Annotated in this window: 27 protein-coding genes; 10 read left to right on the top strand and 17 right to left on the bottom strand. The window is 50.1% G+C overall.

Annotation, left to right across the window (positions count from 1 at the left end; translation table 11 throughout):
- The first annotated feature begins 20 nt into the window (after positions 1–20).
- The 3 genes from KNP74_RS08290 to KNP74_RS08280 all read left to right on the top strand — a co-directional run bounded on the left by KNP74_RS08290 (position 21) and on the right by KNP74_RS08280 (position 3,281).
- Positions 21–1,472, top strand: coding sequence for a UDP-N-acetylmuramoyl-L-alanyl-D-glutamate--2,6-diaminopimelate ligase (locus KNP74_RS08290; protein ID WP_029595522.1), 1,452 nt, complete (start codon positions 21–23; stop codon positions 1,470–1,472).
- 25 nt (positions 1,473–1,497) lie between these two features.
- Positions 1,498–2,658, top strand: coding sequence for a D-alanyl-D-alanine carboxypeptidase family protein (locus KNP74_RS08285; RefSeq protein WP_029595523.1), 1,161 nt, complete (start codon positions 1,498–1,500; stop codon positions 2,656–2,658).
- A gap of 143 nt (positions 2,659–2,801) precedes the next feature.
- Positions 2,802–3,281, top strand: a complete 480-nt coding sequence (locus KNP74_RS08280) for a TVP38/TMEM64 family protein (RefSeq protein ID WP_125318013.1) — start codon at positions 2,802–2,804, stop codon at positions 3,279–3,281.
- Positions 3,282–3,335: 54 nt separating this feature from the next.
- Here the strand turns inward: KNP74_RS08280 and KNP74_RS08275 are convergent, their stop codons facing one another.
- Both KNP74_RS08275 and KNP74_RS08270 read right to left on the bottom strand, forming a co-directional pair.
- Entirely contained in the window at positions 3,336–3,791 is a 456-nt protein-coding gene (locus KNP74_RS08275; RefSeq protein WP_084158424.1) for a transposase, read from the bottom strand.
- The gene (locus KNP74_RS08270; RefSeq protein ID WP_141639594.1) at positions 3,788–4,456 is read right to left on the bottom strand and encodes a transposase; all 669 of its coding nucleotides are present in this window, start codon (positions 4,454–4,456) and stop codon (positions 3,788–3,790) included. The genes KNP74_RS08275 and KNP74_RS08270 overlap by 4 nt, the downstream gene beginning before the upstream one ends.
- A 230-nt stretch (positions 4,457–4,686) precedes the next feature.
- Between KNP74_RS08270 and KNP74_RS08265 the strand changes: the two genes are divergently transcribed.
- Positions 4,687–5,910, top strand: coding sequence for an MFS transporter (locus KNP74_RS08265; RefSeq protein ID WP_214764010.1), 1,224 nt, complete (start codon positions 4,687–4,689; stop codon positions 5,908–5,910).
- 61 nt (positions 5,911–5,971) lie between these two features.
- Here the strand turns inward: KNP74_RS08265 and KNP74_RS08260 are convergent, their stop codons facing one another.
- The gene (locus KNP74_RS08260; RefSeq protein WP_029595526.1) at positions 5,972–6,226 is read right to left on the bottom strand and encodes a hypothetical protein; all 255 of its coding nucleotides are present in this window, start codon (positions 6,224–6,226) and stop codon (positions 5,972–5,974) included.
- A gap of 10 nt (positions 6,227–6,236) precedes the next feature.
- Here KNP74_RS08260 and KNP74_RS08255 point away from each other — a divergent pair, with 10 nt between their 5' ends.
- Both KNP74_RS08255 and KNP74_RS08250 read left to right on the top strand, forming a co-directional pair.
- On the top strand, positions 6,237–6,482 hold the full coding sequence (locus tag KNP74_RS08255; RefSeq protein ID WP_131472542.1) for a hypothetical protein: 246 nt from the start codon (positions 6,237–6,239) through the stop codon (positions 6,480–6,482).
- 101 nt (positions 6,483–6,583) lie between these two features.
- Positions 6,584–7,420 (top strand): GGDEF domain-containing protein, encoded by an 837-nt coding sequence (locus tag KNP74_RS08250; RefSeq protein ID WP_214764009.1) that lies wholly within the window; start codon positions 6,584–6,586, stop codon positions 7,418–7,420.
- Positions 7,421–7,743: 323 nt separating this feature from the next.
- Here the strand turns inward: KNP74_RS08250 and KNP74_RS08245 are convergent, their stop codons facing one another.
- Entirely contained in the window at positions 7,744–8,262 is a 519-nt protein-coding gene (locus KNP74_RS08245) for a Rossmann-fold NAD(P)-binding domain-containing protein (RefSeq protein ID WP_131472540.1), read from the bottom strand.
- A 93-nt stretch (positions 8,263–8,355) separates the two neighbouring features.
- On the opposite strand from KNP74_RS08245, the gene KNP74_RS08240 reads away from it, so the two are divergent.
- Positions 8,356–8,802, top strand: coding sequence for a GNAT family N-acetyltransferase (locus KNP74_RS08240; RefSeq protein WP_029595529.1), 447 nt, complete (start codon positions 8,356–8,358; stop codon positions 8,800–8,802).
- A gap of 140 nt (positions 8,803–8,942) precedes the next feature.
- Positions 8,943–9,359 (top strand): NAD(+)--rifampin ADP-ribosyltransferase, encoded by a 417-nt coding sequence (arr, locus tag KNP74_RS08235; protein WP_029595530.1) that lies wholly within the window; start codon positions 8,943–8,945, stop codon positions 9,357–9,359.
- Positions 9,360–9,508: 149 nt separating this feature from the next.
- Here arr and KNP74_RS08230 read toward each other — a convergent pair whose 3' ends face one another.
- The 4 genes from KNP74_RS08230 to KNP74_RS08215 all read right to left on the bottom strand — a co-directional run bounded on the left by KNP74_RS08230 (position 9,509) and on the right by KNP74_RS08215 (position 12,445).
- Positions 9,509–9,751 (bottom strand): hypothetical protein, encoded by a 243-nt coding sequence (locus KNP74_RS08230; RefSeq protein ID WP_165569448.1) that lies wholly within the window; start codon positions 9,749–9,751, stop codon positions 9,509–9,511.
- A gap of 55 nt (positions 9,752–9,806) precedes the next feature.
- Positions 9,807–10,865, bottom strand: coding sequence for an ABC transporter permease (locus KNP74_RS08225; protein ID WP_214755059.1), 1,059 nt, complete (start codon positions 10,863–10,865; stop codon positions 9,807–9,809).
- The gene (locus KNP74_RS08220) at positions 10,865–11,725 is read right to left on the bottom strand and encodes an ABC transporter permease subunit (RefSeq protein ID WP_214764008.1); all 861 of its coding nucleotides are present in this window, start codon (positions 11,723–11,725) and stop codon (positions 10,865–10,867) included. The genes KNP74_RS08225 and KNP74_RS08220 overlap by 1 nt, the downstream gene beginning before the upstream one ends.
- Positions 11,726–12,031: 306 nt before the next feature.
- The gene (locus KNP74_RS08215; RefSeq protein WP_214755055.1) at positions 12,032–12,445 is read right to left on the bottom strand and encodes a hypothetical protein; all 414 of its coding nucleotides are present in this window, start codon (positions 12,443–12,445) and stop codon (positions 12,032–12,034) included.
- A gap of 75 nt (positions 12,446–12,520) precedes the next feature.
- Between KNP74_RS08215 and KNP74_RS08210 the strand changes: the two genes are divergently transcribed.
- A complete protein-coding gene (locus KNP74_RS08210) occupies positions 12,521–12,928 on the top strand; it encodes a hypothetical protein (RefSeq protein ID WP_214764007.1) in 408 nt (135 codons plus the stop codon).
- A gap of 41 nt (positions 12,929–12,969) precedes the next feature.
- Here the strand turns inward: KNP74_RS08210 and KNP74_RS08205 are convergent, their stop codons facing one another.
- The 3 genes from KNP74_RS08205 to KNP74_RS08195 form a co-directional block, all read right to left on the bottom strand.
- Entirely contained in the window at positions 12,970–13,728 is a 759-nt protein-coding gene (locus KNP74_RS08205) for a DUF817 domain-containing protein (protein WP_138859450.1), read from the bottom strand.
- 9 nt (positions 13,729–13,737) lie between these two features.
- A complete protein-coding gene (locus KNP74_RS08200; RefSeq protein WP_214764006.1) occupies positions 13,738–14,598 on the bottom strand; it encodes a metal-dependent hydrolase in 861 nt (286 codons plus the stop codon).
- Positions 14,599–14,817: 219 nt separating this feature from the next.
- Positions 14,818–15,813 carry a helix-turn-helix transcriptional regulator gene (locus KNP74_RS08195; RefSeq protein WP_034777546.1) on the bottom strand — a complete coding sequence of 332 codons (996 nt, stop codon included), beginning with the start codon at positions 15,811–15,813 and terminating at the stop codon, positions 14,818–14,820.
- Positions 15,814–15,928: 115 nt separating this feature from the next.
- Here KNP74_RS08195 and KNP74_RS08190 point away from each other — a divergent pair, with 115 nt between their 5' ends.
- The gene (locus KNP74_RS08190) at positions 15,929–16,774 is read left to right on the top strand and encodes an alpha/beta fold hydrolase (protein ID WP_214755045.1); all 846 of its coding nucleotides are present in this window, start codon (positions 15,929–15,931) and stop codon (positions 16,772–16,774) included.
- Between the two features lie 23 nt (positions 16,775–16,797).
- Here the strand turns inward: KNP74_RS08190 and KNP74_RS08185 are convergent, their stop codons facing one another.
- The 6 genes from KNP74_RS08185 to KNP74_RS08160 form a co-directional block, all read right to left on the bottom strand.
- On the bottom strand, positions 16,798–17,217 hold the full coding sequence (locus KNP74_RS08185; RefSeq protein WP_214764005.1) for a YhfM domain-containing protein: 420 nt from the start codon (positions 17,215–17,217) through the stop codon (positions 16,798–16,800).
- Between the two features lie 77 nt (positions 17,218–17,294).
- Positions 17,295–17,711 (bottom strand): YhfM domain-containing protein, encoded by a 417-nt coding sequence (locus KNP74_RS08180; protein ID WP_214764004.1) that lies wholly within the window; start codon positions 17,709–17,711, stop codon positions 17,295–17,297.
- Between the two features lie 81 nt (positions 17,712–17,792).
- Positions 17,793–18,080 carry a hypothetical protein gene (locus KNP74_RS08175; RefSeq protein ID WP_214764002.1) on the bottom strand — a complete coding sequence of 96 codons (288 nt, stop codon included), beginning with the start codon at positions 18,078–18,080 and terminating at the stop codon, positions 17,793–17,795.
- A gap of 107 nt (positions 18,081–18,187) precedes the next feature.
- Positions 18,188–19,606: a sucrose-6-phosphate hydrolase gene (locus tag KNP74_RS08170; protein WP_214764001.1), complete on the bottom strand. Its 1,419-nt coding sequence runs from the start codon at positions 19,604–19,606 to the stop codon at positions 18,188–18,190.
- A gap of 18 nt (positions 19,607–19,624) precedes the next feature.
- On the bottom strand, positions 19,625–21,055 hold the full coding sequence (locus KNP74_RS08165) for a sucrose-specific PTS transporter subunit IIBC (protein ID WP_214764000.1): 1,431 nt from the start codon (positions 21,053–21,055) through the stop codon (positions 19,625–19,627).
- On the bottom strand, positions 21,052–21,996 hold the full coding sequence (locus KNP74_RS08160) for a carbohydrate kinase family protein (protein ID WP_214763999.1): 945 nt from the start codon (positions 21,994–21,996) through the stop codon (positions 21,052–21,054). Before KNP74_RS08160 ends, KNP74_RS08165 begins: the two co-directional genes overlap by 4 nt.
- Between the last annotated feature and the right edge of the window lie 48 nt (positions 21,997–22,044).

Here is a 22,044-nt window from a genome sequence, read left to right as displayed (position 1 = left end):
TTAGAGAGGTCACCAAATCTATGAAAACAAATCAGCTTTTGAACGAATCCGGTCTGATCTCCCGATTAGATTCCAGAATATTAGAATTAGACATCAAGGGGATTGCCGATAACTCAAGCGATGTGGCAAAAGGTTTTGTGTTTGTTGCTATTAAAGGATTTGAAATTGATGGTCACGGGTTTATTGACCAGGCAATTGAAAAAGGGGCAGCCCTTGTCATCGGAGAACAAGGAATTACCCGGTTAGGTGTCCCTTATTTACAGGTGGAAAATAGCCGGAAAGCGCTTGGCATCCTGGCCAGGAATTTTTATGGCCGTCCATCTGACCAGAAAATAATGATTGGAATTACGGGCACCAACGGAAAAACGACGACGAGCTATATGCTCCAGCACTTTCTGGAAAGCAACGGTATGAGTTGTTCTGTCATCGGTACCAACCAAAATATTATCAATGGCGAAAAAATGAAAAGCTCGAACACCACACCAAATTCACTCGCTCTCCATAAACTGTTGACCCTCAGTCAGGATGAGGTCGTCATTATGGAAGTTTCTTCTCATGGACTGGCCCAGTATCGGTTAGAAGGCATTGAATTTGATTACGGCTTGTTCCTCAATCTTCACCATGAACACCTGGATTATCACAGTTCCATGGAAGAATATTTTCAGGCGAAGCTTACAATGTTCAATCAGATGAAAGAACATGGGATTGCTGTAGTGAATACAGATAATGAGTGGGGACGAAAGCTCTGTGGAATCCTGCAAACAAAGGGAAAACCGATTTATGCAATTGGCACATCCACTGAATGCAACCTGCGTGTTGCAAAATTTCATTCACTGTCCTCCACTATGCGGGTGATTGAAAGTAACGAAACGTATCAAATGGTCGCTGCCATGACCGGAATGCACAATATGTATAACACCTTAATGGCCTACGGAACATCATTGTTGCTGGGTATTCCCAAAGAAAAGCTCTTAAACTCCATTCACCATTTCAAGGGAGTCGATGGACGCTTTGAGGTCACGAAACTGGCCAAGGGCTCGATCGTTATTGTGGATTATGCCCATACTCCGGATGCCATCTCTTACTGCCTGGAAACTGCAAAATCACAAGGGGCCCAACGAATAACCCATATTTTCGGCTTTCGTGGAAATCGAGATGCCAGCAAGAGAAAGCACATGCTATCCATATCTGCTGAAATGAGTGACCGCTACATTTTAACGTTGGACGACCTGAACAATGTTTCTCCAGGAGATATGCTGGAAGTTTTAAACCAACTAAATGAAACATACGGCAACTCAAAAGGCAGCATCGTTCCAGACCGTACACTCGCCATTCAGCAAGCAATCCATGAAAGCAAGGAAGGCGACTGGATTGTGATTACCGGTAAAGGACACGAGAAATACCAGCAAACCTTTCATTTACCGACTGATTCGGACCGGGAAACCGTCAATTATATAATAAAGCAGAACTAAAATAATCACTCAGGAGGGAGTAGTTATGAAAAAACTAAGTGTTGTTTCAACCATTTTAATCATGATCAACACTTTAATCGTTTCGTCCGTTTTCAGTAAAACTGATGACCCTTCCCTGCCAAACGTATCCAGTGAAGCAGCTATTGTCATGGAAGCAACGACTGGAGAAATCCTCTATGAAAAAAATGCACAGTCGCAGATGTATCCTGCCAGCCTAACAAAAATTGCCACAGCCATTTATGCAATTGAAAACAGAAAATTAAATGATATTGTAACCATCAGTAAAAAAGCACGCAATACGGAAGGCACCCGTGTTTATTTGGAAGAGGGAGAACAAGTGACTTTAGAAAAACTGTTGCTGGGCCTCTTAGTCAACTCTGGAAATGATGCCGGCGTCGCCATTGCTGAACACATCAGCGGCAGCGTTGAGTTATTTTCTGCTGATATGAATTTATATTTAGAAGATGTAATTGGCCTGCGGAATACGAACTTCGAAAATCCCCACGGTCTTTTTGATCCCGAGCATGTTACGACAGCCGAAGATTTAGCGAAGTTAACCCGATATGCGATGAAGAACGATGAATTCATGAAAATATTTGGAACAAAAGAACTGCCCTGGAACGGTGAATCCTGGGATACCACGCTTTATACCCACCACAAACTATTAAGGGAAAAACCTTATGAAGGCGTTACGGGTGGTAAAACCGGGTTTGTGCCAGAAGCAGGCGTCACGCTGGCCACGACAGCCAAAAGAGAAAACCTGAATTTAATTGTCGTCACCTTAAAAAGCGACACAGAGGCAGAAGCTTATGCTGACACTATTCAACTTTTGGATTTTGGATTTGAAAATTTTAAAACAGTGAGCATTCCGAAAGAAAGCAGCTTTTTTGCCGGTGATGTGGAATACATTACGCCAGGCGATTTCTTTTATACACACCAAACAGATGAGCAAGTGACAATCGCTGTAAAAGAAGATGGACTATTAAGGATTACTGATCAGGATGGCACTCTTTTGTCTTCTTATCAGTTTCCCGTTGTCAGTGCTTCTGAGACAAACCTTCCTTCTAATTCTGAAGACGTTCGCACATTTTTCCCACCTGGGATTTTAAGTTCAATCTATTTGTTCCTCCTCGTCGTTGGCTTTTCAGGATTAGTGTATTACCGAATTCGAAAAAAGCGGATATAGAACGCACTTCTCTATCTTAAAATTTCATTCAACTGAACTTTTATATACCATCAATTTTTTAAACAGCGCAGGAGGCGGATTATACCATAAACACTCAGTTCCCCGTTTTAGAATTTCTGCTGCTTCTCATTTTCAACATAAGTATGGGTGCAGTTGGCTTTTTCCCAAGCTTTTTGCTCACGTCTCTCAATATCAGTTCTTTAGGGTTAACCATTGGCGTCATCCTTTCTTTGTCGGGGGAGATTTTTGGCGCTATCGTCGGATTTTACCTATATCGATATGGGTTTTCAAAAGTTAATCCAAAGTGGTTAAAGCGGCCGTTCTGGAGGTACATCCAGAGTTCTTCAATAAGCCGCGTCTTCTGGGCAATCATCTTGCTGCGCTTAATTCCTTTTGTCCCATCAGGTCTGGTAACAGCAGGGGCGGCCTTGACGCCCATTCCAGGTGGCTTATTCATTATTGCCAGCACCATCGGTAAAATTCCGGCCGTTTCTCTTGAAGTGGCTGTTGTTTATGGCCTTGTAGAATCCATACATCCCGGTTATCAGTACGGCTTATTTATTTTGATCTTTCTATCGTTTCTAGTGATCTGGGCAAAGAACAAAAGAAAAAATTCTTTGTAATTTTACCCCCTGTTTGAGAAAACTTCGATAAATTCATCCTCTTTTTCTGGCTCATCACCATAACTCGTGGTTGCTATTTTGACGACCGATCTCGAGGCGCAATCTTAAAAAGAATCGCTCGAGGTTTCGATAGCCATAGCCACGGCGTTTGATGAGCTTGATCTTGTTGTTCGTCCCTTCCATCTTCCCGTTCGACAGCCTTGACACGATTGTCTGGCGCATCGCTTGCTCCCGGACCCGGATTGCTTTCGCGATCTTCGCCAGGGGCCCGCACGGATGGAACTGATAACGGTCCAACCAGTCTGTGAGCCGCCGTTGCGACTGTATCTCGCACGTCGCCTTCAGCACATACCGGATATGCTGGAGCCCTTGATAGAGGTTCCGAATGAATGGATCTTCCTGCATACAGGAACGGGCGACCTCCCGGTCTTCCCCAGTCAGCGTTTCCGGGCGACGCGCGAGCGAACGATCGATCACGCGAACGTGGTGATGGCGTCTTGCCTCGTTCAAAAACGACGCCGTCGGCGAAGGGCGTCCGTGACGAACTGGACGAGGTGGAACCGGTCCAGCACATGTTCTGCCTCCGGGAAGACATGGTTGATGGCCTTCGCCATCGCCGGTGCAAAATCACTGACGACAGAACGGACATCCCCGGATACGCCTTGAAGTGCTGCCGAGATGGCTGCCACGTCCCGGCCCGGGACAATGGACAGAAGCTGGCCACTCTTGGCATCGAGGACAATCGTCGCATAGTGGTGCCCCTTTCTCGTGGCGAACTCGTCGACCAGGACATGCGTTGCACGCTCCATCGTCTCCACCGAAGCGTACTGATAGAACCAGCGCTCCACCGTCGTATAAGGGAGGCTGTACTCGCGTGCGACATCTGAGATTGTCCGTCCGTGGCAACGTTTTGCGATGCCTTTCCGGAACACCTCGGTGGAAGTGCTGACGAGCCCGAGACCGTAGTCATACACGAACGTCAAATCACAAGAGGTGCATCTTTGACGTGGGACATCCAGTTCGATCCAGAGTACACCGACGTTCCACGCATGACCGTGTCGAAAGCGACGCCGCTTTTTCGAATGCAGGATGGTCTTTCTCTGGCACAGCGGACAAGGGATGTCATGTCGATCCGGGATGACCGGAAAAACGTTTGGTTCTTCGTCTGAAGACATCTGAATCTGAAAAAGGTCTGGAAGTGGAAGAAGTAATTTGATAAACTGTTGGGACAAAGCGAAAACTCCAATCGTGGTTTGTCTAAGCAACAATTACGATACCGGGGTTTTCGCTTTTTTTCTATGTTCAATTCAAAATCTGATGGATTTTATGCGTCAACCACACCTTATGGTGATGAGCCTTTTTGTGACATACTGTTCAAAATCTACTTTGAACGGGGACGATTGCGATGAATACTTGGAAACACACTTTACTCTTACTAACTGGCGTCGGCATCTCGAACCTCGGCGCCTGGGTGTATTTCATCGCCCTCAACTTGATTGTTCTCGAGATGACGCAATCGCCGTTCGCCGTCTCGGTCCTCTACATTCTGGTCCCGCTCGCGGCACTATGCGCGAACGTTTGGTCAGGCTCGGTCATCGACCGTACCGATACACGCCGCTTGATGATGTGGCTTGATGCGCTCCGCGCCGTCGTCGTCTTCAGTCTCGCTTTCATCGACTCACTCGCGCTCATCTACTTGCTCGTGTTTCTATTGAACATCGCGAGTTCCGTCTTCGAATCGGCCTCCCTCGTCTACATGACCAAGCTCGTCCCAAGCGGTGACCGTCAACGGTTCAACGCCATGAAAAGTTTCGTCCAATCGGCCGGATTCATCTTAGGCCCGGCCATCGCGGGATTGTTGTTCATGATCGGTACACCCGCGCTCGCGATACAATTGAACGCGCTGGCGTTGCTCGTGTCTGTCGGAATCCTCTCCCTACTACCGAAGTTGTTCACGGCCCGCGACGAAGTCGAAGTGTTCAACCTGCGCATGATTCTCGATGATTGGAAAACGGTCGTCCGATTCGCATCGACCATGCGTTACGTGACACTCGTCTATGGCCTATTCTGCGTCATGACGATTTTCATGTCGAGGCTCGACTCGCTCGAGGCGTCGTTCGCGACGCAAGTGCTCAACTTTTCTGAGAGTCGCTACGGTTTTCTCGTCAGTGTTGCCGGAGCCGGGATTATCGCTGGTTCCATCATCAACGCGACGTTCAGTGCCCGGCTGACGTTACCGTTCCTAATCAGTTTCGGTGCCATCCTAACACCTGTCGGCTATCTCGTCTTCGCCTTCTCCGAGTCATTCGTGGTCGCAGCGGTCGGTTTCTTCCTGCTCACGTTCGCCTTGTCGTTCGCGAACACCGGCTTCTTGTCGTTCTATCAAAACAATGTCCCGACCGACCTGATGGGCCGCTTCTCCGGGGTGATCAACGTAGCGGAGTCCGTCTTGATTATCGGGTTGACGTTCGGCATCGGTCTCCTCGCTGAATATGTCGGGATTCGCTCGACGTATGTCGCCTTTTCACTCGCTTTCTTGCTCGTCGGCTTGGTCACAGTACGGGTTGTACTAGAGCGATCAAGACAAGCTTTGTATACGTCAGCTCTACACGAGGAGGAAGCATCCTAATGCGGTTATAGTGTTGGCGAAACAACAGAAAGAGCCGATTGAGACCATCCTCTCAATCGGCTTATTGTATCGCTTGAGTCATCTGATCAATGTGTTCTTCTACCACAGCAACAATGACATCCGGACGATCTAATTGAATGGCATGCGATGCCTGTTCCGCAATCACCAGCTTGCTAGTCGTTGCGAGCATCGTTTGTTCACGAATGAGTTGATGCCACGTTGCTTCTAATAACCTTAACTCAGATTCAGGCAAACCGTTTAACATGCCTTGTGCGACTTCATAATCGGCGTCGCGTCCGATCACATATAACGGCATCGCATAGGCGATGGATCACTCGTCACTCCTCCTCGCCAGAGACAATCATCTTCCGATCCATGTGTTCGACTTTGAAGTGACGGGCGCGATGAAGCGAATCGATCGACACGTTGATTCACGATGGCCAGACCACCCTTGCCACATAACTGACGACACCACCGGCATCTGTGTCGGTGGTGTCGTTTACTTAATCCCGAAGAACGCACTCGCTCCGATTCGAAAAACGATCTCGTCGTTCCAGTCTAATGTTTTATAATGAAGGTGACGGACATCTTTGATTGGTTATTCCGCATATATAGCGGGTAATTGAAGAGGTGGCTCATCGTGAGCCGATTCAAGACAGATGGAGGGGTGAACATGAAGCAATGGACTAATGAATCGATTTATTTGTTCGGTCTCATCGCTTGTATGATTGTCGGTACGATGGCTTATATCGTCCTTTTGTCTGAAAGTAACACCGGTCTTCTCGGCTACTTGATTTTACCCACCATCATACTCTCTTCTCTCATCTTCGGGATGCGAGCTGGGCTGACTCTGTCTGTCACGCTCCTCCTCTTTTTATTCATCTATTTCCGATGGCTCGCGTCCATTTACGAAACAGGAAACGTTCAGTTTTTTAACGCCAGAGGCATCAGTTTTACGATTCTGCTTCTCGTCATGTCCATTCTGTCTGGTCTCGTTCATCAACTCGTGAACACCGTTCAACTGTCCCGGCACGAGTTAGAGGAACAAGCGCGACAATTGATTGCGGTCGATCCAGAGACGTGGCTTGATAATACCGAGCGATTTCGGATGGACTTGAGTGCGGAACGAGACCGTCTCATTCGCCACGGTGGCTCATTCTCAGTCTCGTTCATTCACTTGAATGACTTCGCTCGTTTCAAGGAACATTACGGACGAACTGAATATGAATGGTTCTTGAATTATTTCAGTGACGAGCTCCATATGGCAACAAGACGAACCGATCACAAGTATCGGATCGCAGTCGATACGTTCGCCATCATCTTCCCCTACACGTCACAAAAAGCCGCACAAGTCGTCCATGACCGGATTCGTCCGCTACTAGAACAGTATGGGCTTCAAAGCGGTAAACACGTGTCATTGACGTATGAGGATACGTTTTATGAGGTGAATCAAGAAAATTGTAACACGGTCGTTGATAAAATCGTTGCGAAGGCATCGTCGACTAGTTGAGAAATACCTGATAATAAAACCTTGAATGATCGACACTTAATAAAAGTGCGCATTCAAGGTTTTTGTGTCATCATATCGATTTTACCCCACATTTAGCCGTTTCGATTCTCCATCACGACTGCTGTCTGTAACGTCTATCCAAGCCCATTATACGCAAACTCAGAATTTCCATTTGGATACAGCATCAAGTCCTTCACAGAGTTAACCCAATTCAATTTCTTATCTAAATCGCTCTAGATGATACTCTATCTAGGTTGCCCGAAGAGCATTTTCATATGTATCGTTCGACCTTTTATCACTTCAGTTTATTATTGTTAATCGTTTCATCTCGTTACATTTCCGACTAAATGGAGAGGTTCCTTCCCTTGAATCGCCTCGATCACGCCTCCGGCAATCTCTTTATGCGTCAACCAGCGGCTCTCCCCCTTCACGACTTGAAAACCGAGTTGCACTTGGTGATAACGGACGTCTTCAGTGATCGTCAGCCCGTTTCTCACACCGCTCGAGTTGGCGCGACTACCGAGAACATGGAACACGTCCGTTCCCCCTCGTAGTGCTGACAACACACACGTTAAGGCGTCAGCTGCGTCCGAATGAACCCAGGCAACGACCAAGTCGAAATCTCCGTGATCCGCAATCGAACTTCGCAGCGCTTCCTTGAGACGCAAGTCGTCCCGATAGTCGACCAATACGGCAGACAGTCGGTCGGGTGTTTGTTCGGTCAATCGGCTCATTTTCTCGGCATCCCGTCCGATGATGGACACGTGATAGCCAACCTCTTCCAACCAAAGGACCGTCCCCGCCAGCATCCCGCTGCCGCCGATCACTAGCGCATGTTTCACGATATATCTGTCCCTTCTGTCCGTTTATAAGTAAGGAAAGGAATCCTGACTTACGAAAGCGAAATCTACATATAACACCCCCCTCAAGGAGGCATGATTCCCATTCCATCGACCATCTATTCCATCAAACCAATCGAGTCGCCACACGAACTCGATGAATCGTTCCCAGTCATGAATCAACTGCGCACCGACTTGACGCTCGACGCCTATCGCGATCTCGTCGCCGCCATGCGACCACAAGGGTATGAACTATATGCGTTATACGCCGACGATGTCATCGTCTCGCTTGCGGGGATTGAGCTCCGCGTCAATCTATATCTCGAGAAACACGTCTTCATTTACGACCTCGTGACGTGCGTGAACCATCGCTCGAAGGGATATGGCGAGATGTTGCTTCACTTCATTCATGAATACGCACGCGACAGTGGTGCCAAATATGTCGCCCTCGAGTCCGGACTGGCAAGGACCGAGGCGCATCGCTTTTATAAAGACAAGATGGACTACGCCATCACGAGCTATTCGTTCCGAAAACAGCTTTGAATTCTATGTAACAAAAAAGGAAGAGCCGAACGCTCTTCCCGTCTTTATTATATCGCGATTCTCGAACCAAAAACAGACTGTGTTCTCCTAAATCCATCCACTATACTGTGAAGACAGCCTGACTGAAGGAGAGATAAAGCATGACCGATGACATGAAACCGCTCGACCCCGGCCCGTTTTTCCACGGAACGAAAGCCGAACTGAAACTTGGAGACTTGCTTGAACCGAAGCGACGCTCGAACTATCAAGACAAGCAGTCGAACTACATCTATTTCACGGCCACTCTCGACGCCGCCAAGTGGGGAGCCGAACTGGCGAGCGGAAATGCGCGTGAACGAATCTACGTCGTCGAACCGACGGGCGACTTCGAGAACGATCCGAACTTGACGGACAAGCGCTTCCCCGGAAATCCGACCCGGTCGTACCGGTCGAACGCCCCGCTCAAAGTCGTAGCCGAACTCGGGGCTTGGGAACGCCACCTTGACGATGTGATCGCGCATATGCGCGACTCACTTGAGAAACTGCGACACGCTGGAGAAGATATGATTGAAGACTGACACGAAGTAGATACACCTTGAATAAATCGTACAGGAAGCGCTGATATTCTGGAGAAATCGATTATAACAAGCTTAATGCATGGATTAATCGAGTCAAATCACAATCTGAAGATTAATTTATCATAGGTTTCTCATAATATTGAGCGAATTCAATCACTATGACTGGCTATCCGTCTTGATGAAAAGAAGGTAAAAATCCCACTCGCGATGGCTGAGAACACAATTTTAAAAAGAGAGTTGTGAGTAAAACCATCAATCACATATCCCTTCAGCTTTTGCAATAAAGCGGCTTCCGGAATCCAATCAATCACATAACCGATTCCTAACATTGAAGGAAGACTCATTAACAAGTACACCGAGACAAAAACGAGCATAAACGACTTCGTGTTCACCATCTTTACCTCCTTAGTTTTACGATAATCAAGTACTAAAAGAAAGCGGATGACATCAGTGTGTGATGCCGTCCGCTTTCTTTTGATTCATCTTTTGAAATGAGCCATCCGCATGCACAAGTGTGAACGGCTCGGCGAGCGACGCGGCCGCTGCCTCGGCTTGAGACATCGTCTCTTCCGTGATGACCGCTTCTTGTCGCCGTAACCGAAACGCCCGCTCGAGGCGGCTCGTCAGCAAGTTGCTGAGGAAGACGAGCAGTGACAGGCCGAGAGCCGGAACGAGGAACATATGGTTTGTCATCCATGTCGTCGCTGTGAACTGCGTGAAATAAAAACCGAACATCGACGACCATTCAAACAGCGTCGGTCGCACCCCTTCAAACAGGAAGACGGTGCCTCCGAAAAAGACGCCGAACAACGACAGATGAATGAGCAACATCAATGTTTGCACGAATTGCTGCATGAAGACGATGACCAACGTCGGAACGAGGTGCGGCCATAAGTGTCTCCTTGTCCGGTGCCACACACTGCCTCCTAACGTCTCGGCGACGATCATAAACTCTTGTTTGAGCAATTGCCGCACCTCTGTAATGAGATAGAGCGTGACTGCAGGCAAGCCGAGCGCCACGAACACCGTCAACTGCAGCGTCACGCGGTCCAGCAGCGGCGGCACCATGGTCGAATCCGCGAAGAAAAAGGACGGGAACAGCATCATCATGGCAAGAAGGGAAATCGGTAAAATCAAAAACCCGTCTAACACCATTTTGAAGATTCGGTTCACGCGCGCCCCGCGAAACGCGAGTGGAATCCCAATCAATAGGCCGAACGCCATCCGTCCGAGCGCAACGGTGGCACAAATGCCGACCGTCCACTTAAAACCTTCGATCATCATCTGGAACAAGTCGTTGCCGGCCCGGTCGGTACCGAGCCACTGATCTTTCGACGGTTCGAGCGGCGGAATGCCAATCAACCGACCTTCGTCGGAGTAACGGTTCAAGAATTGGTCGACTTGGCCATCGCGGAATACGGTATTCCCGATACTTAGTAACAGCAAGCTGGCAAAAATGACGAACCCGATGATGAAAATCGGGTCCCGCAGTAACGTGCGTCGCATTAAATCCCTCCTTTCCAAGCGTTCGGGATGAGCCATTCTGCTACTAAATCCAATATAAAAATCGGGATATAGACGACCAACAAGATGACGAGCAGGATTGGCATGACCGGATTATAGACGGCGAACCGGAAAATCCCTTGCACGTTGAACAAATACTCGATAATCAACAGACTCGATAGCACCGTGATCAAGTTCGAGCGGGAAAAGAGGTAGAAGCGGTACACCAAATTCGGGAGCAAATGTCTCCAGAACAGGGCGGCCGGTCTGACGCCTTTGGCCCGGGCCAGTTCGAGAAACAACGACACCTCCTCCTCGAGGATATGTTTCGTCAACCACTTGAGGAAGAAGAACAGAATCGTGAGCGTCAACGTCACAATCGGCAAAAAGCGTATGTATTCGGCGAACCCACCTGCGACTTCAATTCGATCGAACCCTGTCTTCTTATAAATCGTGATGGCAAGAAATTGCGAGAAGATGAGCCAAAACAAATCCGGGATCATCTCGAGCGTCTGGCTCGTTTGCTGGAGCACCGTGCGCACGCGCTTCCCGCTCCGATAAAAGAAATAGGCGTACAGAAGGGCGAACCCGACCGAGACGATGAGTGACGTCATAAAGATGATGACCGTCTCTTTCATGAGCGGGGCGAGGTCTGGCAATAACGGTAACTCGCGTTGTGCGGTGACGTTGTAGTATGTAATCTCGTCGAGTTTCGCCAACTGACTGAATTGTTGTTGAATCCCGTTCCAGTAATTTGATGGCACGAACTCGAGTTCCACGACGAGTGACGGCAAGGCACTGATTGCAATCAATACAAATAGCGTGATGAAAAACTGAGCCGATTTTTGAGCAATCCAATTCATCCGATTCTCTCCTTTTGTGACATGAGTTTCTATTCTCTCAATGACTAGCCGCCTAAAACACAGTCAAAAAGAACTCTCTCCAAAATAAAACATTTTCTCGATACAAAAGTAAAATAAAACCATATGTGTGTTTTTTGATTCTATCACAGTAATATTGTAAATAATAACAATATTCAATAAATAAAGAGGTGAATTATGCTATCTTTAAATTACGCACATACTCTGAGACAACTTTAAATGTGCTAGCTACATTGAACACCCCAATCAATAAGCAAATAAAAAGTATTCCTTCATGAAAGGAACACCTTAGTATGTTGAAAATAGAACGTCACCATCTTCAGACCGTAACTCATAGTCGACGAGCGTCTTCAACTCCTGCGTGAGCGTGATTGTGCATTCATATTCAATACCAGGACCGAACGGGATATCGGGACGATTGCGCGTTTCGTGCGGTACGCCATTCAAATATACATCGATATCACGGGCTTTAGCACCGTTATCGATTATATAGCACATTCCCGTCTCTGTCTTGTAGCGACTATGAATCCGATCATATGTATCTGGAACCGTCACGAGCAACACTAGAATGACTAGCACGAGCGACCCAATAGACGCAAACAACTTTCCTAACTTTCGTCCTCTCCACCATTGGACGAAATACATGATCGTCGCACCCATAAGTGCGAGCGCAATACACCAAAACCCAATTATATCAATCAAACTTATCACCTCATCTTTTTATACGGGTGCTGCCAGACAAAGTTTCATCACCATTTCATTTTCAAGGAGACCTTCATGACACACTTTCTCAAATTACAAAACCTCTCCATCCTGCTCGCGCTCATCCTACTCTTAAACATTCAACTGCTCGCCAACAGCGGACGGCTCTATCTGATAATGGATAACATTTATATACTAATCATCGTCTCTATCGCTCTGGCTTCACTCATCTTATTCACGCGGATCCTCATCAAACTTGTCAGGCGTCTCGAAGCTTCAACATGGAACCTATCCCTATACGTGTTATGGTTTCCTTATTTGGCGCTGTTCACTTATGTCTGGACGCGAATCGTCCCCGCTCCGAATGAAGCGGCATGGCCAAGTCCGGCCGTCGGGCTATTAATTATCGCGCTCACATTCACCTTCCCGCTCTATGTGTTCATCGTCCATATGGTCGCCCGCTCCAAACAACGAACGACGTAACCAAAAAACGCGTGCAACCCGAAGCGGGTGCACACGTTTTTTCATGAGAGCTCCTGTCTTCGTTTCTGCCACGCCACGAGCAAGATGCTGATGATGACGAGCAGGAACCACGACGACAGCTTGCCGAGGTCAACGAGCGCCCAACCGCTCAACTGGTTCGGATATGCCCAACCGTTGTAGAACGTGACGATATTTTCCGCGAACCAGATGAAGCAGGCAATCAAAAAGAAGGCGACGACGACGGGCATCGTGAAACGGCGGTCGTCGAGCCGGTACGTGACGATGGCACGGCCGAAGACGAGAAAGACGAGACCAATCAACACCCAGCGCAAATCGAGCCAAATGTGATGCCAAAAGAAGTTGAAATAGATGGCGATTCCCAGGCCGAACGCGATGAGCGGTGGAGGCATCTTGAGAAACTCCAAATCAAGGCGGCGCCACGACTGGACGACGTAGCTGCCGACGCTCGCATACATGAACCCCGCATAGAGCGGGACGCCGAACCATTTCGTCAACGCCTCGTCGGGATAGCTCCATGACCCCATCTGGACTTTGAACAGCTCGAGGCCGAGCCCGATAACGTGGAACCAACTGATGACCTTCACTTCTTCCATCGTCTCGAGCCCGGTCTTGACGAGCACGACTTGGACGAATAGGCACCAAATGAGGAGGACGTCGTAACGCGGAATCGGAAAGTCGAACCATTTCGTCAACGCGAGCGCCCCGAAGATGGCGACCGGGAAGATGCAACTGAGTGCCTGTTCGTAACCGAAGATGAACAAATAACGGATGCGCCGCATCGTAATCACCTACAATTCGATGTATTCGTAAAGGAATGACGACTCACCGTCAAAGAAGCGCGGATCGTAGAGGCCGAGCCGCTCATCATCCTCGACGACGACAACGAACGGGGACCACTGTTTGAGCGTGATCGCTTCTTTATTTTCGGCGAAGAGCGGATTCAAATCGGCATCGTCCGCACTCGTCAACTCGTATTGGACCTCGGGTTCTTGATAGACCGAGTCACTGTAAATCGACACCGACTCATCGGTCTTTGTGACGACCGTGAACTGGGTCGGGATGAACGAGGCCGACAGCGCCACTTCATCGTGATCGGCGGCATACGACTGATACAAGTACGCCCCTTGCGCACTTTGAATCAAGACGTGCACGACGATCACTGCCCAGGCGTAGCGATACACCGTATGACTGATGTCAGTTCGCCGTGCGATCAGCCAGGCGACGAGGAAAATGCCCCAATAGACGAAATCAACGATCGGGATGACACCGAACGTGACCCGGACATCCGATAACGGTTCGAAGTAACCCGTCCCCCAGGCGTTGAACAAGTCTGCCGTGTTATGGATGAACACGGACAAGAGCGCCCACCAGAAGTAACGGATATCGGTCACCTTGAACAAGAGGCGCACGAGTATGTAAATGAGTAGCGCGAACAACGGGACGAGGAAAATCGAATGAGTGATGCCGCGGTGCCACATCTGATACATCCCTTCCGTGTCCCATAACCGCGAGATGACGTCACTATCTGGGATTTGGCTCCCGACGAGCGTCGTGACGAACAAAGCACGTTTTTCGTTTTTCTGAAGCTCTCGCTTGTCGGCCGCCCCGTAGAGCGTCAGACCGAACAGCGTACGTGTGATGGTGTCCACCGGTCTCCTCCTTTTGGACGGAAAAGACATCCCCCTCATGACGAGAAGGATGTCCGTCCTAGCTTATTTCTCTTGGTCCATTTTCATGGCGCGTCTTGCGACGACAGCGACAAAAATGACAGCGACAATCGGAATGATTAATGGCATCCAATCTAACATCCGCCTGTCCCCCTTCTACAAGTGTCGCAAGCAGTATATCATACCTTCATTTCAATCGTTTCAGTGAATGCTCGCCTTCGCATATCGTTCGGCCATCGCCTCGATCGTCTCGCGCAAATGGTCGCGGAGCGTGATTGGTTCGAGCACCTCGACTTGCGTGCCGAGCGACAAGAGCCAGAAGACGAACCCGTCGGATACGGCCGCATCGAAGCGGATGAGGAAGCGTTCTCCGTCTTGAGTAATCGAGACGTCTTCGCCGAGCTTGTCGAAGATGACCGGGAGGACGCGCTCGTCGACGGCAAGGACGATTTCCTCGTCGAGCCCGTTGTACATATTGAACGACTTTTGGAAGTAGTCATCCGGCAAATGATGTTTCATGCGCGGCGTATCATCCTCGACAATCTCTGAGTTGACGATGCGGTCGACGCGATAGTTTCGGATTTCCCCGATCGACTCATCGATGCCAATCAAATAATATTGCTCATGGTTCCAGTGCAAGTCAATCGGATTGACGACATAACGCTCGCCGTCACGGCGAAGCGGGAACGTTCGCTTCGTGGCGTCAAAGCCGACGACGTCCGTATATTGGAACGAGATTGCCTTTTGTTCTTGGATCGCGCGCTGGATGCGATCGATATGGTAAGGAATCTGTCCGTGTTTCTTCTTCGGTGTCTTGATGATCGACTGGAGCGTTTCCGCTTCCGGAATACTCGTCAGTTTTTGAAGCTTTTCGACGATCCGCTCTGTCACGTCCTCCGAGATGAACTTCGCCGCGACGATGGCGTCGACCATCATCCGGAGCTCATGGATTTCAAACAAACGGGCCGAATGCCAATATTTTTTGGCGAGGCCGTTCTTCTCGAGCTCATCCTGCACCTCGAACCCCGAATCGGTCAATGCTTGGATGTCGTCTTTCACTGATTTTTTTGCTAACTTAGAAGTATCTCCGATCGTAGATAAATATTCGAGCAAGTCTTCTAACGTCTTTGGATGATTATCATCTGTGTGGCGTTCGAAAAACCGTCTCACCTCGAGTAACCTTTCTCGGTTGTTCACGGTTTAATCCCCTTTCACTTCTCTATGTAAAATATGTATAAACAGACAGTAGCATGTTATTTCCATGAAATAAAGGTATTTTCCATTACAAATCGTTTAAGGAGGCCCTTCCGCAGTGAAACATTACGCGCACGTCAACGGCACGAAAATCGAATATATGGACCGCGGTCATGGTCCGGTCATCGTTCTGATTCATGGGACCCAATCATCGAGCCTCGAACCGTACCATGTGGACCGGCTCGTCGTGTCCGGTTTTCGGGTCATAGTCCCATCCCGTCCCGGCTACGGTGAGACTCCGTACTCATTTTCAGCTTCACCGCAAGCGTTCGCCACCAACCTACGTCATTTGATGGAAATCATGGCAATCGATCGGTATCACGTGTACGGCATTTCGGCCGGTGGGCCGACGGCAATCGAGCTCGCATCGCAGAACGACCACGCGCTCAGCCTTACGCTCGCTGCCGCTGTGACGAGCGTCGTCGACTTCCCCTATCGGCAATACATCAGCCGTAACGTCGCCCAGCCTGCGTTCATCGCGCTGCAATTTGCGATGAAACAGTTCGTCGCCCGCGCCATTCAAAAACAACCGTTTGAGGCGACGGCCCGCATGATTCAATCGACGAGCCTGCTCGCACTCGATGTCATCCGCGACGAAGTGACCCCGTACGATATCTTCCTATTGAAACGAGTCGCTAGCCAAATGGCGTTCGGTCTCGGTGCCCAGTTCGACCTGCGGCAACAAGTGACCGATGAAGCGCTGCTCGGGGTGACGTGCCCGACGTATATCGTCCACTCCAAAAATGACAAGGCCGTGCCGGTCCGCCACGCGCATCACGCGAAACGGCTCATCCCGCACGCCCAGCTCACCATCTTGAACAGCCCCGGCCATTTGATTTGGATTGGTCGTCAAGCACGGAAGAGCGAGCAACAGATTGAACGCTTTATCCGCTTCAACTCATAAGACGCCATTCTAGGCGTCTTTTTTTAGTCGCCTGGTTCGAGCAGATTGATCAATTTTTCCGTCACGTCAGCCGGAAGGCGGTAGCCGATATTTGTGTCGTCCGCGTCGTAAAGGCTACTGACGGATTTCGCATCATCGTTGAGCCAAAGGTAATAGCGGTCCGTCTCCCCGTCCTCGAAGCGGATTTCGATATCGTATTCCGGCCCGACCACATTGGCGACACCTGGAATTTCGTCTGCCTCACGCAGCATGTCTTCGAACACTCGAATCGATTCCGGTTCGTCGAACGTGACGATATCGCGCTCTTGAAAACTGCTGAATCCGTCCGATTCCGAGACGCGGACTTCTTCAATCCCATCCGTCCGGAAATCGTTCGAGGCACAACCGGTCAAGGTAAGTGTTAATGTGACGAGAGCAAAGACTGATGTATGTCGATGTTTCATAAATAGACTCCCTCTGTCTGTATATGGTTGATATACGCGATTCAAGCAAGTAAAGTTTCACATTCCACGTCACTCGTTCAATCATCCACCCCGAGCACTTGAATCAACTGATTCGTCATATCTCTCGACACGCGATAGATGAGATGCGGATGCGTCACATCCATCAAAAAGCTCGGTTGATGTTTCTGTCCGAGCCAAAGATGATACTGTGCCATCATCCCGCCCTTCCAATGAAGCTCCAAGTCAAAGTCCGGTTCCCCGTGAATGGAATCTTCGAGCGCATCATCTGCATTACGCAGCATGTCCGCGAACGATCTCACTTTTTCGATTCCATTGAACATGATGAAATCTGTCTCATTGAACGAACCAATTCCTGACGACTCAGCAACTCTCGCTTGAATCATCTCTTCTCTATTCAACTCATTCTCCTCTGAGTTCATAAATGCTTTGAACATCGCCGAAGCCCCTGTGAAGATTGCCCGATCTAGTTTCATGTCCATCACCCCATTCATGTTGATCGTTATCTTTTACGAAAATCCGGACGAAAGGTTTCACAAATTTTGACATCGGATCATTCAGGCCTGTTTTCGCATTCGCTCCAAGAAAATCGGCAATATGTTCAATAGAATCGAGATGCTCGTTAAGACCCACCACGCTCGTCCCATACCTGGTATGACATCCGCCAACGCACTCCAATCCTCCGCTTCGACCCAGACTGATAAATAGCTGTAATCTGCACACACCGTCAATGCGGTCAAGGACAACGCAATCGCCATCGGTAGCTTATAGTCTTTCCCGATGCTGAACGTATACAAATTGACCAGTGTCGCCCCAATCGCGAGCAATCCTAAAACCATCCACATGTAAACCATCCCCTATACCATATGTAATTTATTCCCTATTTCTAGAATAGCATATAGAGTTCATTCTGTAGGTAAACAAAAAAGCCAAGCCGAAGCTCAGCTCTTCCTTATTGATACGTCCAACCGGTCAGGCTCGCAGTCGCGCCTTCGTAACGCAACTGTTTCTCGAGCTCGCTCGGGAAGACACGGAGCGTGGCGACCGCCTCACCGTCATTGACGAAGCATTCGACACTTGACGAGTCGACGAACACGTGAAGCGACGTCACATGAATCGCTTTCGTCCGTGTCGTGCCAAACTCGGTCGCGAACGGCTCTCCGGCATTCGTCCGGTCGATCGTCAATTCGCCTGCCGTCGCGTCGTAACGAATGACGAGTGACTCATTCTCGACCTGAAGCAGGTCGAGCGTGAAGTCTGACCCATCCGTTTTCACCTCAAGCTCATACCGGTCCGGTGTCGCGACGCTGATTGATGTGCCGGACGCGTCGAGGAATGTGTCTTGGCGAAGCGTTGTCATCTCCGCCACCGGACGCTGCTTGAGCATCCCTTCCTCAATTGTGAGCACACGCGGTAACGTCAAGGCGTGGGCCCAACCGAAGCGGTCCGTCGGATACTCGATTTCAGGGAGTCCCATCCAACCGACGAGAACGCGTCGTCCGTCCTGTTCTGTCGTCTGTGGGGCGTAAAAATCAAACCCGAAGTCGAGCTCCTCGAACGCTCCGTGGGTGAATGTTAACGTCTCAACGTCGAGCTTGCCGATCAAGAACCCAGACTGATAGATGTTGTGATAGCGATGCCCGTCCGGTTCAATCCCTTGCGGCGAGAAGACGAGGACGTGCTGCCCATTCAGTTCGAACACGTCGGGACATTCCCACATGTAGCCGAACGAATCGAGTCCCGTCTTGATTTCACCGAGGAACGTCCAGTCATCCAAGTCGACCGAGTGATACAAGACGACGCAACCCGTCTCGTCCGTACGTTGTGCGCCGACGACGGCGTAATAGGCGCCGTCCTCGAGCCACACTTTCGGGTCACGGAAATGTTCCGTGTACCCGGCCGGCACGTCCGGAATCGCGACATTGCGACGTTCGATCTTGCCATCCCGCAACACGCCGAGCACTTGCGAGGCGTGACGCGTCCAGTCATCCGTCCGGTGATTGCCCGTGTACATGACGTGGAGTTCCCCGTCTTTCACGAACCCGCTGCCTGAATAGGCACCGTGTGAATCTTCGGTCGTCTCCGGGACTAACGCCACCCCGCGGTCCGTCCACGTGACGAGGTCGGGTGATGTGACATGATACCAGTGTTTGAGACCGTGTACCGGTCCGAGCGGGAACCACTGATAGAACATGTGATATTCCCCGTTGTAATACGTGAATCCGTTCGGGTCGTTCAGGAGTCCCGTCGGCGGTTGGATATGATATCCGAACCGCCACGGGGAAGCTGCCGTCTTCGTGCGGAGCGTCTCCATCTCGAGGGCACTCACGTCACGTAACGAGCGGTAACGCTCTGCCTTCGTCCAACTCATAACATCACTTCCTTTTCATTATGCTGCTTGTTTGACTGCTTCTTTTTTCGCTTGGCGTTTCGCGAGCACGAACGTCAATCCGAAGGCAACCGCGAAGGCGATAGCCATACCGATGATATACGAGACGATTGACGCTGGTGCGATTGAGATGATCCCTGGAAGACCTGCCGCACCGAGGGCAACGGCGAGGACTTCACGTCCGACGATGAACGCCGAGGCGACGCCTGAACCGATGATGGCCGCGATGAACGGATAACGAAGTTTCAAGTTGACCCCGAACATTGCCGGTTCCGTGATGCCGAGGAGTGCCGAGATCCCAGATGCTGAAGCGACACCTTTCATCTTTTGGTCACGTGTCAAGAAGAAGACAGCGAGTGTGGCCGCACCTTGCGCGACGTTCGACATGGCTGCGATTGGGAAGATGAATGATCCACCCGTACGTGCGATATCGGCAAGAAGTTGTGTCTCGATGGCGATGAAACTATGGTGCATCCCTGTGATGACGATCGGTGCGTACAAGAGACCCATGACGAGACCGCCGAAGAAGCCGAGTGAGTCGTACGTCCAAACGAGACCGTCGATGATCAAGTTACCCGCTTCGCGTGTGATCGGTCCGACGAAGGCGAACGTGACGAACGCCGTAATGAGGAGCGAGAGGAGCGGTGTGAGCAAGATATCGAGTGATGCTGGCATGAATTTGCGAATATTGATTTCAAGTTTCGACAAGATATAAGCGGATACGAGGACCGGTAACACTTGTCCTTGGTAACCGAGTTTCTCGATTTCAAAGCCGAGAATGTTCCAAACCGGGATATCACCGACCGTTGCTTGCGCATAGGCGTTGACGAGATCCGGGTGAACCATGATCATCCCGAGCGCGGCGCCGAGGTACGGATTACCCCCAAACCGCTTGGCGGCGGAGAACCCGATCAAGACGGGCAGGAAGACGAAGGCGGCGTTCGCGAACGTGTTGATCATCGCGGCGAGATCGGCGATGCCTGAGTACTGATCGATGAGTGAGCTTCCTTCGAAGAACAAATCAGGTGCCGTGAGCAAGTTGTTGATCCCCATCAAGAGACCGCCGGCGACGATGGCCGGGATGATTGGGACGAAGATATCAGACAACATTTTGACGAACTGTTGGAGCGGGTTGCCTTTCTTCGCGCCGGCCGACTTGACGTCGCTTGTCGACATATCGCCGAGGCCTGTCAATTCAGCGAACTCAGCGTACACCTTGTTAACCGTACCTGCACCGATGATGATTTGATACTGGCCACCGGTCGAGAACGTTCCTTTGACGACGTCGAGGGCGTCAAGTTTCTTCTCGTCGACTTTCGATTCGTCGTTCAAGACGAGGCGGAGCCGGGTCGCACAGTGGGCCGCGGCGGCGACGTTGTCTTTCCCGCCGAGAGCCTCTAAAATCGCTTCTGCTTCTTGTCTGTAGTTCATGCTGGTTTCCCTCCTAGCGTTTCAAGTACGCGTTGTTGTGTTGGTATGGCTGGAATCGCGCCGTATGCCGTGCACGTCAATGCGCCGGTCACGTTCGCGTATTCAATATCCTTTAGTAAACGGTCGTCATCGATGCCTAGAGTCGCTAAGCGATACAAGTAGGCGCCGACAAAGGCATCACCCGCTCCCGTCGAATCGACGCTTTCAATTTTCACTGAAGCGATGACGTCTTTGACATCTTTCGTCGCAATCAGCGTCCCGCGCGAGCCGAGTGTGATGGCGATTCGTTTCGCACCCGTTTCGAGAAGCGACGCGATCGCTTCGTCTAAATCGTCAAGCCCGGTCAATAAATGCGCTTCCTCCTCGCTCAACTTGACGAAGTCTGCTTCGGCGATGAAGTGGAGCGAATCTTGTTTGAACGCCTCGAGGTCGGTCACAAGCGCGTCACGGTAGTTCGGATCGAACGAGACGAACAGGCCGTCACGCTTGGCGAACTGGAGCAGTTTGAAATAAGCGGTCTTTAACTCACCGTCGAGGAGTGCCGTCGCCGATCCGAAATGGACGATGTCCCCAGGCTTGAAGGCCGACAAATCAATCGACTCGAACGCATAATCGCCGTCGCTACCGCGGCGGAACGTGAAGTCCCGTTCACCGTCTTCTTGAATCGACACGAACGCGAACGTCGTGTCACCTTCCTCAACTAGATTCTCGACGCCGACGCCGTTGTCGACGAGCGTCTGTTTTAAAAATCGTCCGAACGGGTCTGCCCCGACTTGACCGAGGAAACTCGAATTTCCTCCGTGTTTACTGACGACTGCCGCGACGTTTGCCGGTGCGCCCCCTGCTTTCTTTACGAATGTCGTCCCGTTGACGAGGTCGCTCGATGCGTCCTCGCAAACCCAATCAATCAATAGTTCACCAATGCAATGTACGGTGTTCATCCGTCCACCTCCATGTCTGAATGTCGTGCTTCGTATCACTTATCGAAC

It is taken from the genome of Exiguobacterium sp. s141 (genome assembly GCF_018618085.1).
Lineage (GTDB): Bacteria > Bacillota > Bacilli > Exiguobacteriales > Exiguobacteriaceae > Exiguobacterium > Exiguobacterium mexicanum_A.
Note: the sequence above shows the minus strand (reverse complement) of the source record. Positions and strands in the feature narration are given on the sequence as shown.

Coding starts and splice junctions, on each gene's coding strand:
- KNP74_RS08290 (WP_029595522.1), top strand. CDS start 21: ATGAAAACAAATCAGCTTTTGAACGAATCCGGTCTGATCTCCCGATTA.
- KNP74_RS08285 (WP_029595523.1), top strand. CDS start 1,498: ATGAAAAAACTAAGTGTTGTTTCAACCATTTTAATCATGATCAACACT.
- KNP74_RS08280 (WP_125318013.1), top strand. CDS start 2,802: ATGGGTGCAGTTGGCTTTTTCCCAAGCTTTTTGCTCACGTCTCTCAAT.
- KNP74_RS08270 (WP_141639594.1), bottom strand. CDS start 4,456: ATGTCTTCAGACGAAGAACCAAACGTTTTTCCGGTCATCCCGGATCGA.
- KNP74_RS08265 (WP_214764010.1), top strand. CDS start 4,687: ATGAATACTTGGAAACACACTTTACTCTTACTAACTGGCGTCGGCATC.
- KNP74_RS08260 (WP_029595526.1), bottom strand. CDS start 6,226: ATGCCGTTATATGTGATCGGACGCGACGCCGATTATGAAGTCGCACAA.
- KNP74_RS08255 (WP_131472542.1), top strand. CDS start 6,237: ATGGATCACTCGTCACTCCTCCTCGCCAGAGACAATCATCTTCCGATC.
- KNP74_RS08250 (WP_214764009.1), top strand. CDS start 6,584: ATGAAGCAATGGACTAATGAATCGATTTATTTGTTCGGTCTCATCGCT.
- KNP74_RS08240 (WP_029595529.1), top strand. CDS start 8,356: ATGATTCCCATTCCATCGACCATCTATTCCATCAAACCAATCGAGTCG.
- arr (WP_029595530.1), top strand. CDS start 8,943: ATGACCGATGACATGAAACCGCTCGACCCCGGCCCGTTTTTCCACGGA.
- KNP74_RS08225 (WP_214755059.1), bottom strand. CDS start 10,865: ATGCGACGCACGTTACTGCGGGACCCGATTTTCATCATCGGGTTCGTC.
- KNP74_RS08220 (WP_214764008.1), bottom strand. CDS start 11,725: ATGAATTGGATTGCTCAAAAATCGGCTCAGTTTTTCATCACGCTATTT.
- KNP74_RS08210 (WP_214764007.1), top strand. CDS start 12,521: ATGACACACTTTCTCAAATTACAAAACCTCTCCATCCTGCTCGCGCTC.
- KNP74_RS08205 (WP_138859450.1), bottom strand. CDS start 13,728: ATGCGGCGCATCCGTTATTTGTTCATCTTCGGTTACGAACAGGCACTC.
- KNP74_RS08185 (WP_214764005.1), bottom strand. CDS start 17,217: ATGAAACATCGACATACATCAGTCTTTGCTCTCGTCACATTAACACTT.
- KNP74_RS08180 (WP_214764004.1), bottom strand. CDS start 17,711: ATGAAACTAGATCGGGCAATCTTCACAGGGGCTTCGGCGATGTTCAAA.
- KNP74_RS08175 (WP_214764002.1), bottom strand. CDS start 18,080: ATGTGGATGGTTTTAGGATTGCTCGCGATTGGGGCGACACTGGTCAAT.
- KNP74_RS08170 (WP_214764001.1), bottom strand. CDS start 19,606: ATGAGTTGGACGAAGGCAGAGCGTTACCGCTCGTTACGTGACGTGAGT.
- KNP74_RS08165 (WP_214764000.1), bottom strand. CDS start 21,055: ATGAACTACAGACAAGAAGCAGAAGCGATTTTAGAGGCTCTCGGCGGG.
- KNP74_RS08160 (WP_214763999.1), bottom strand. CDS start 21,996: ATGAACACCGTACATTGCATTGGTGAACTATTGATTGATTGGGTTTGC.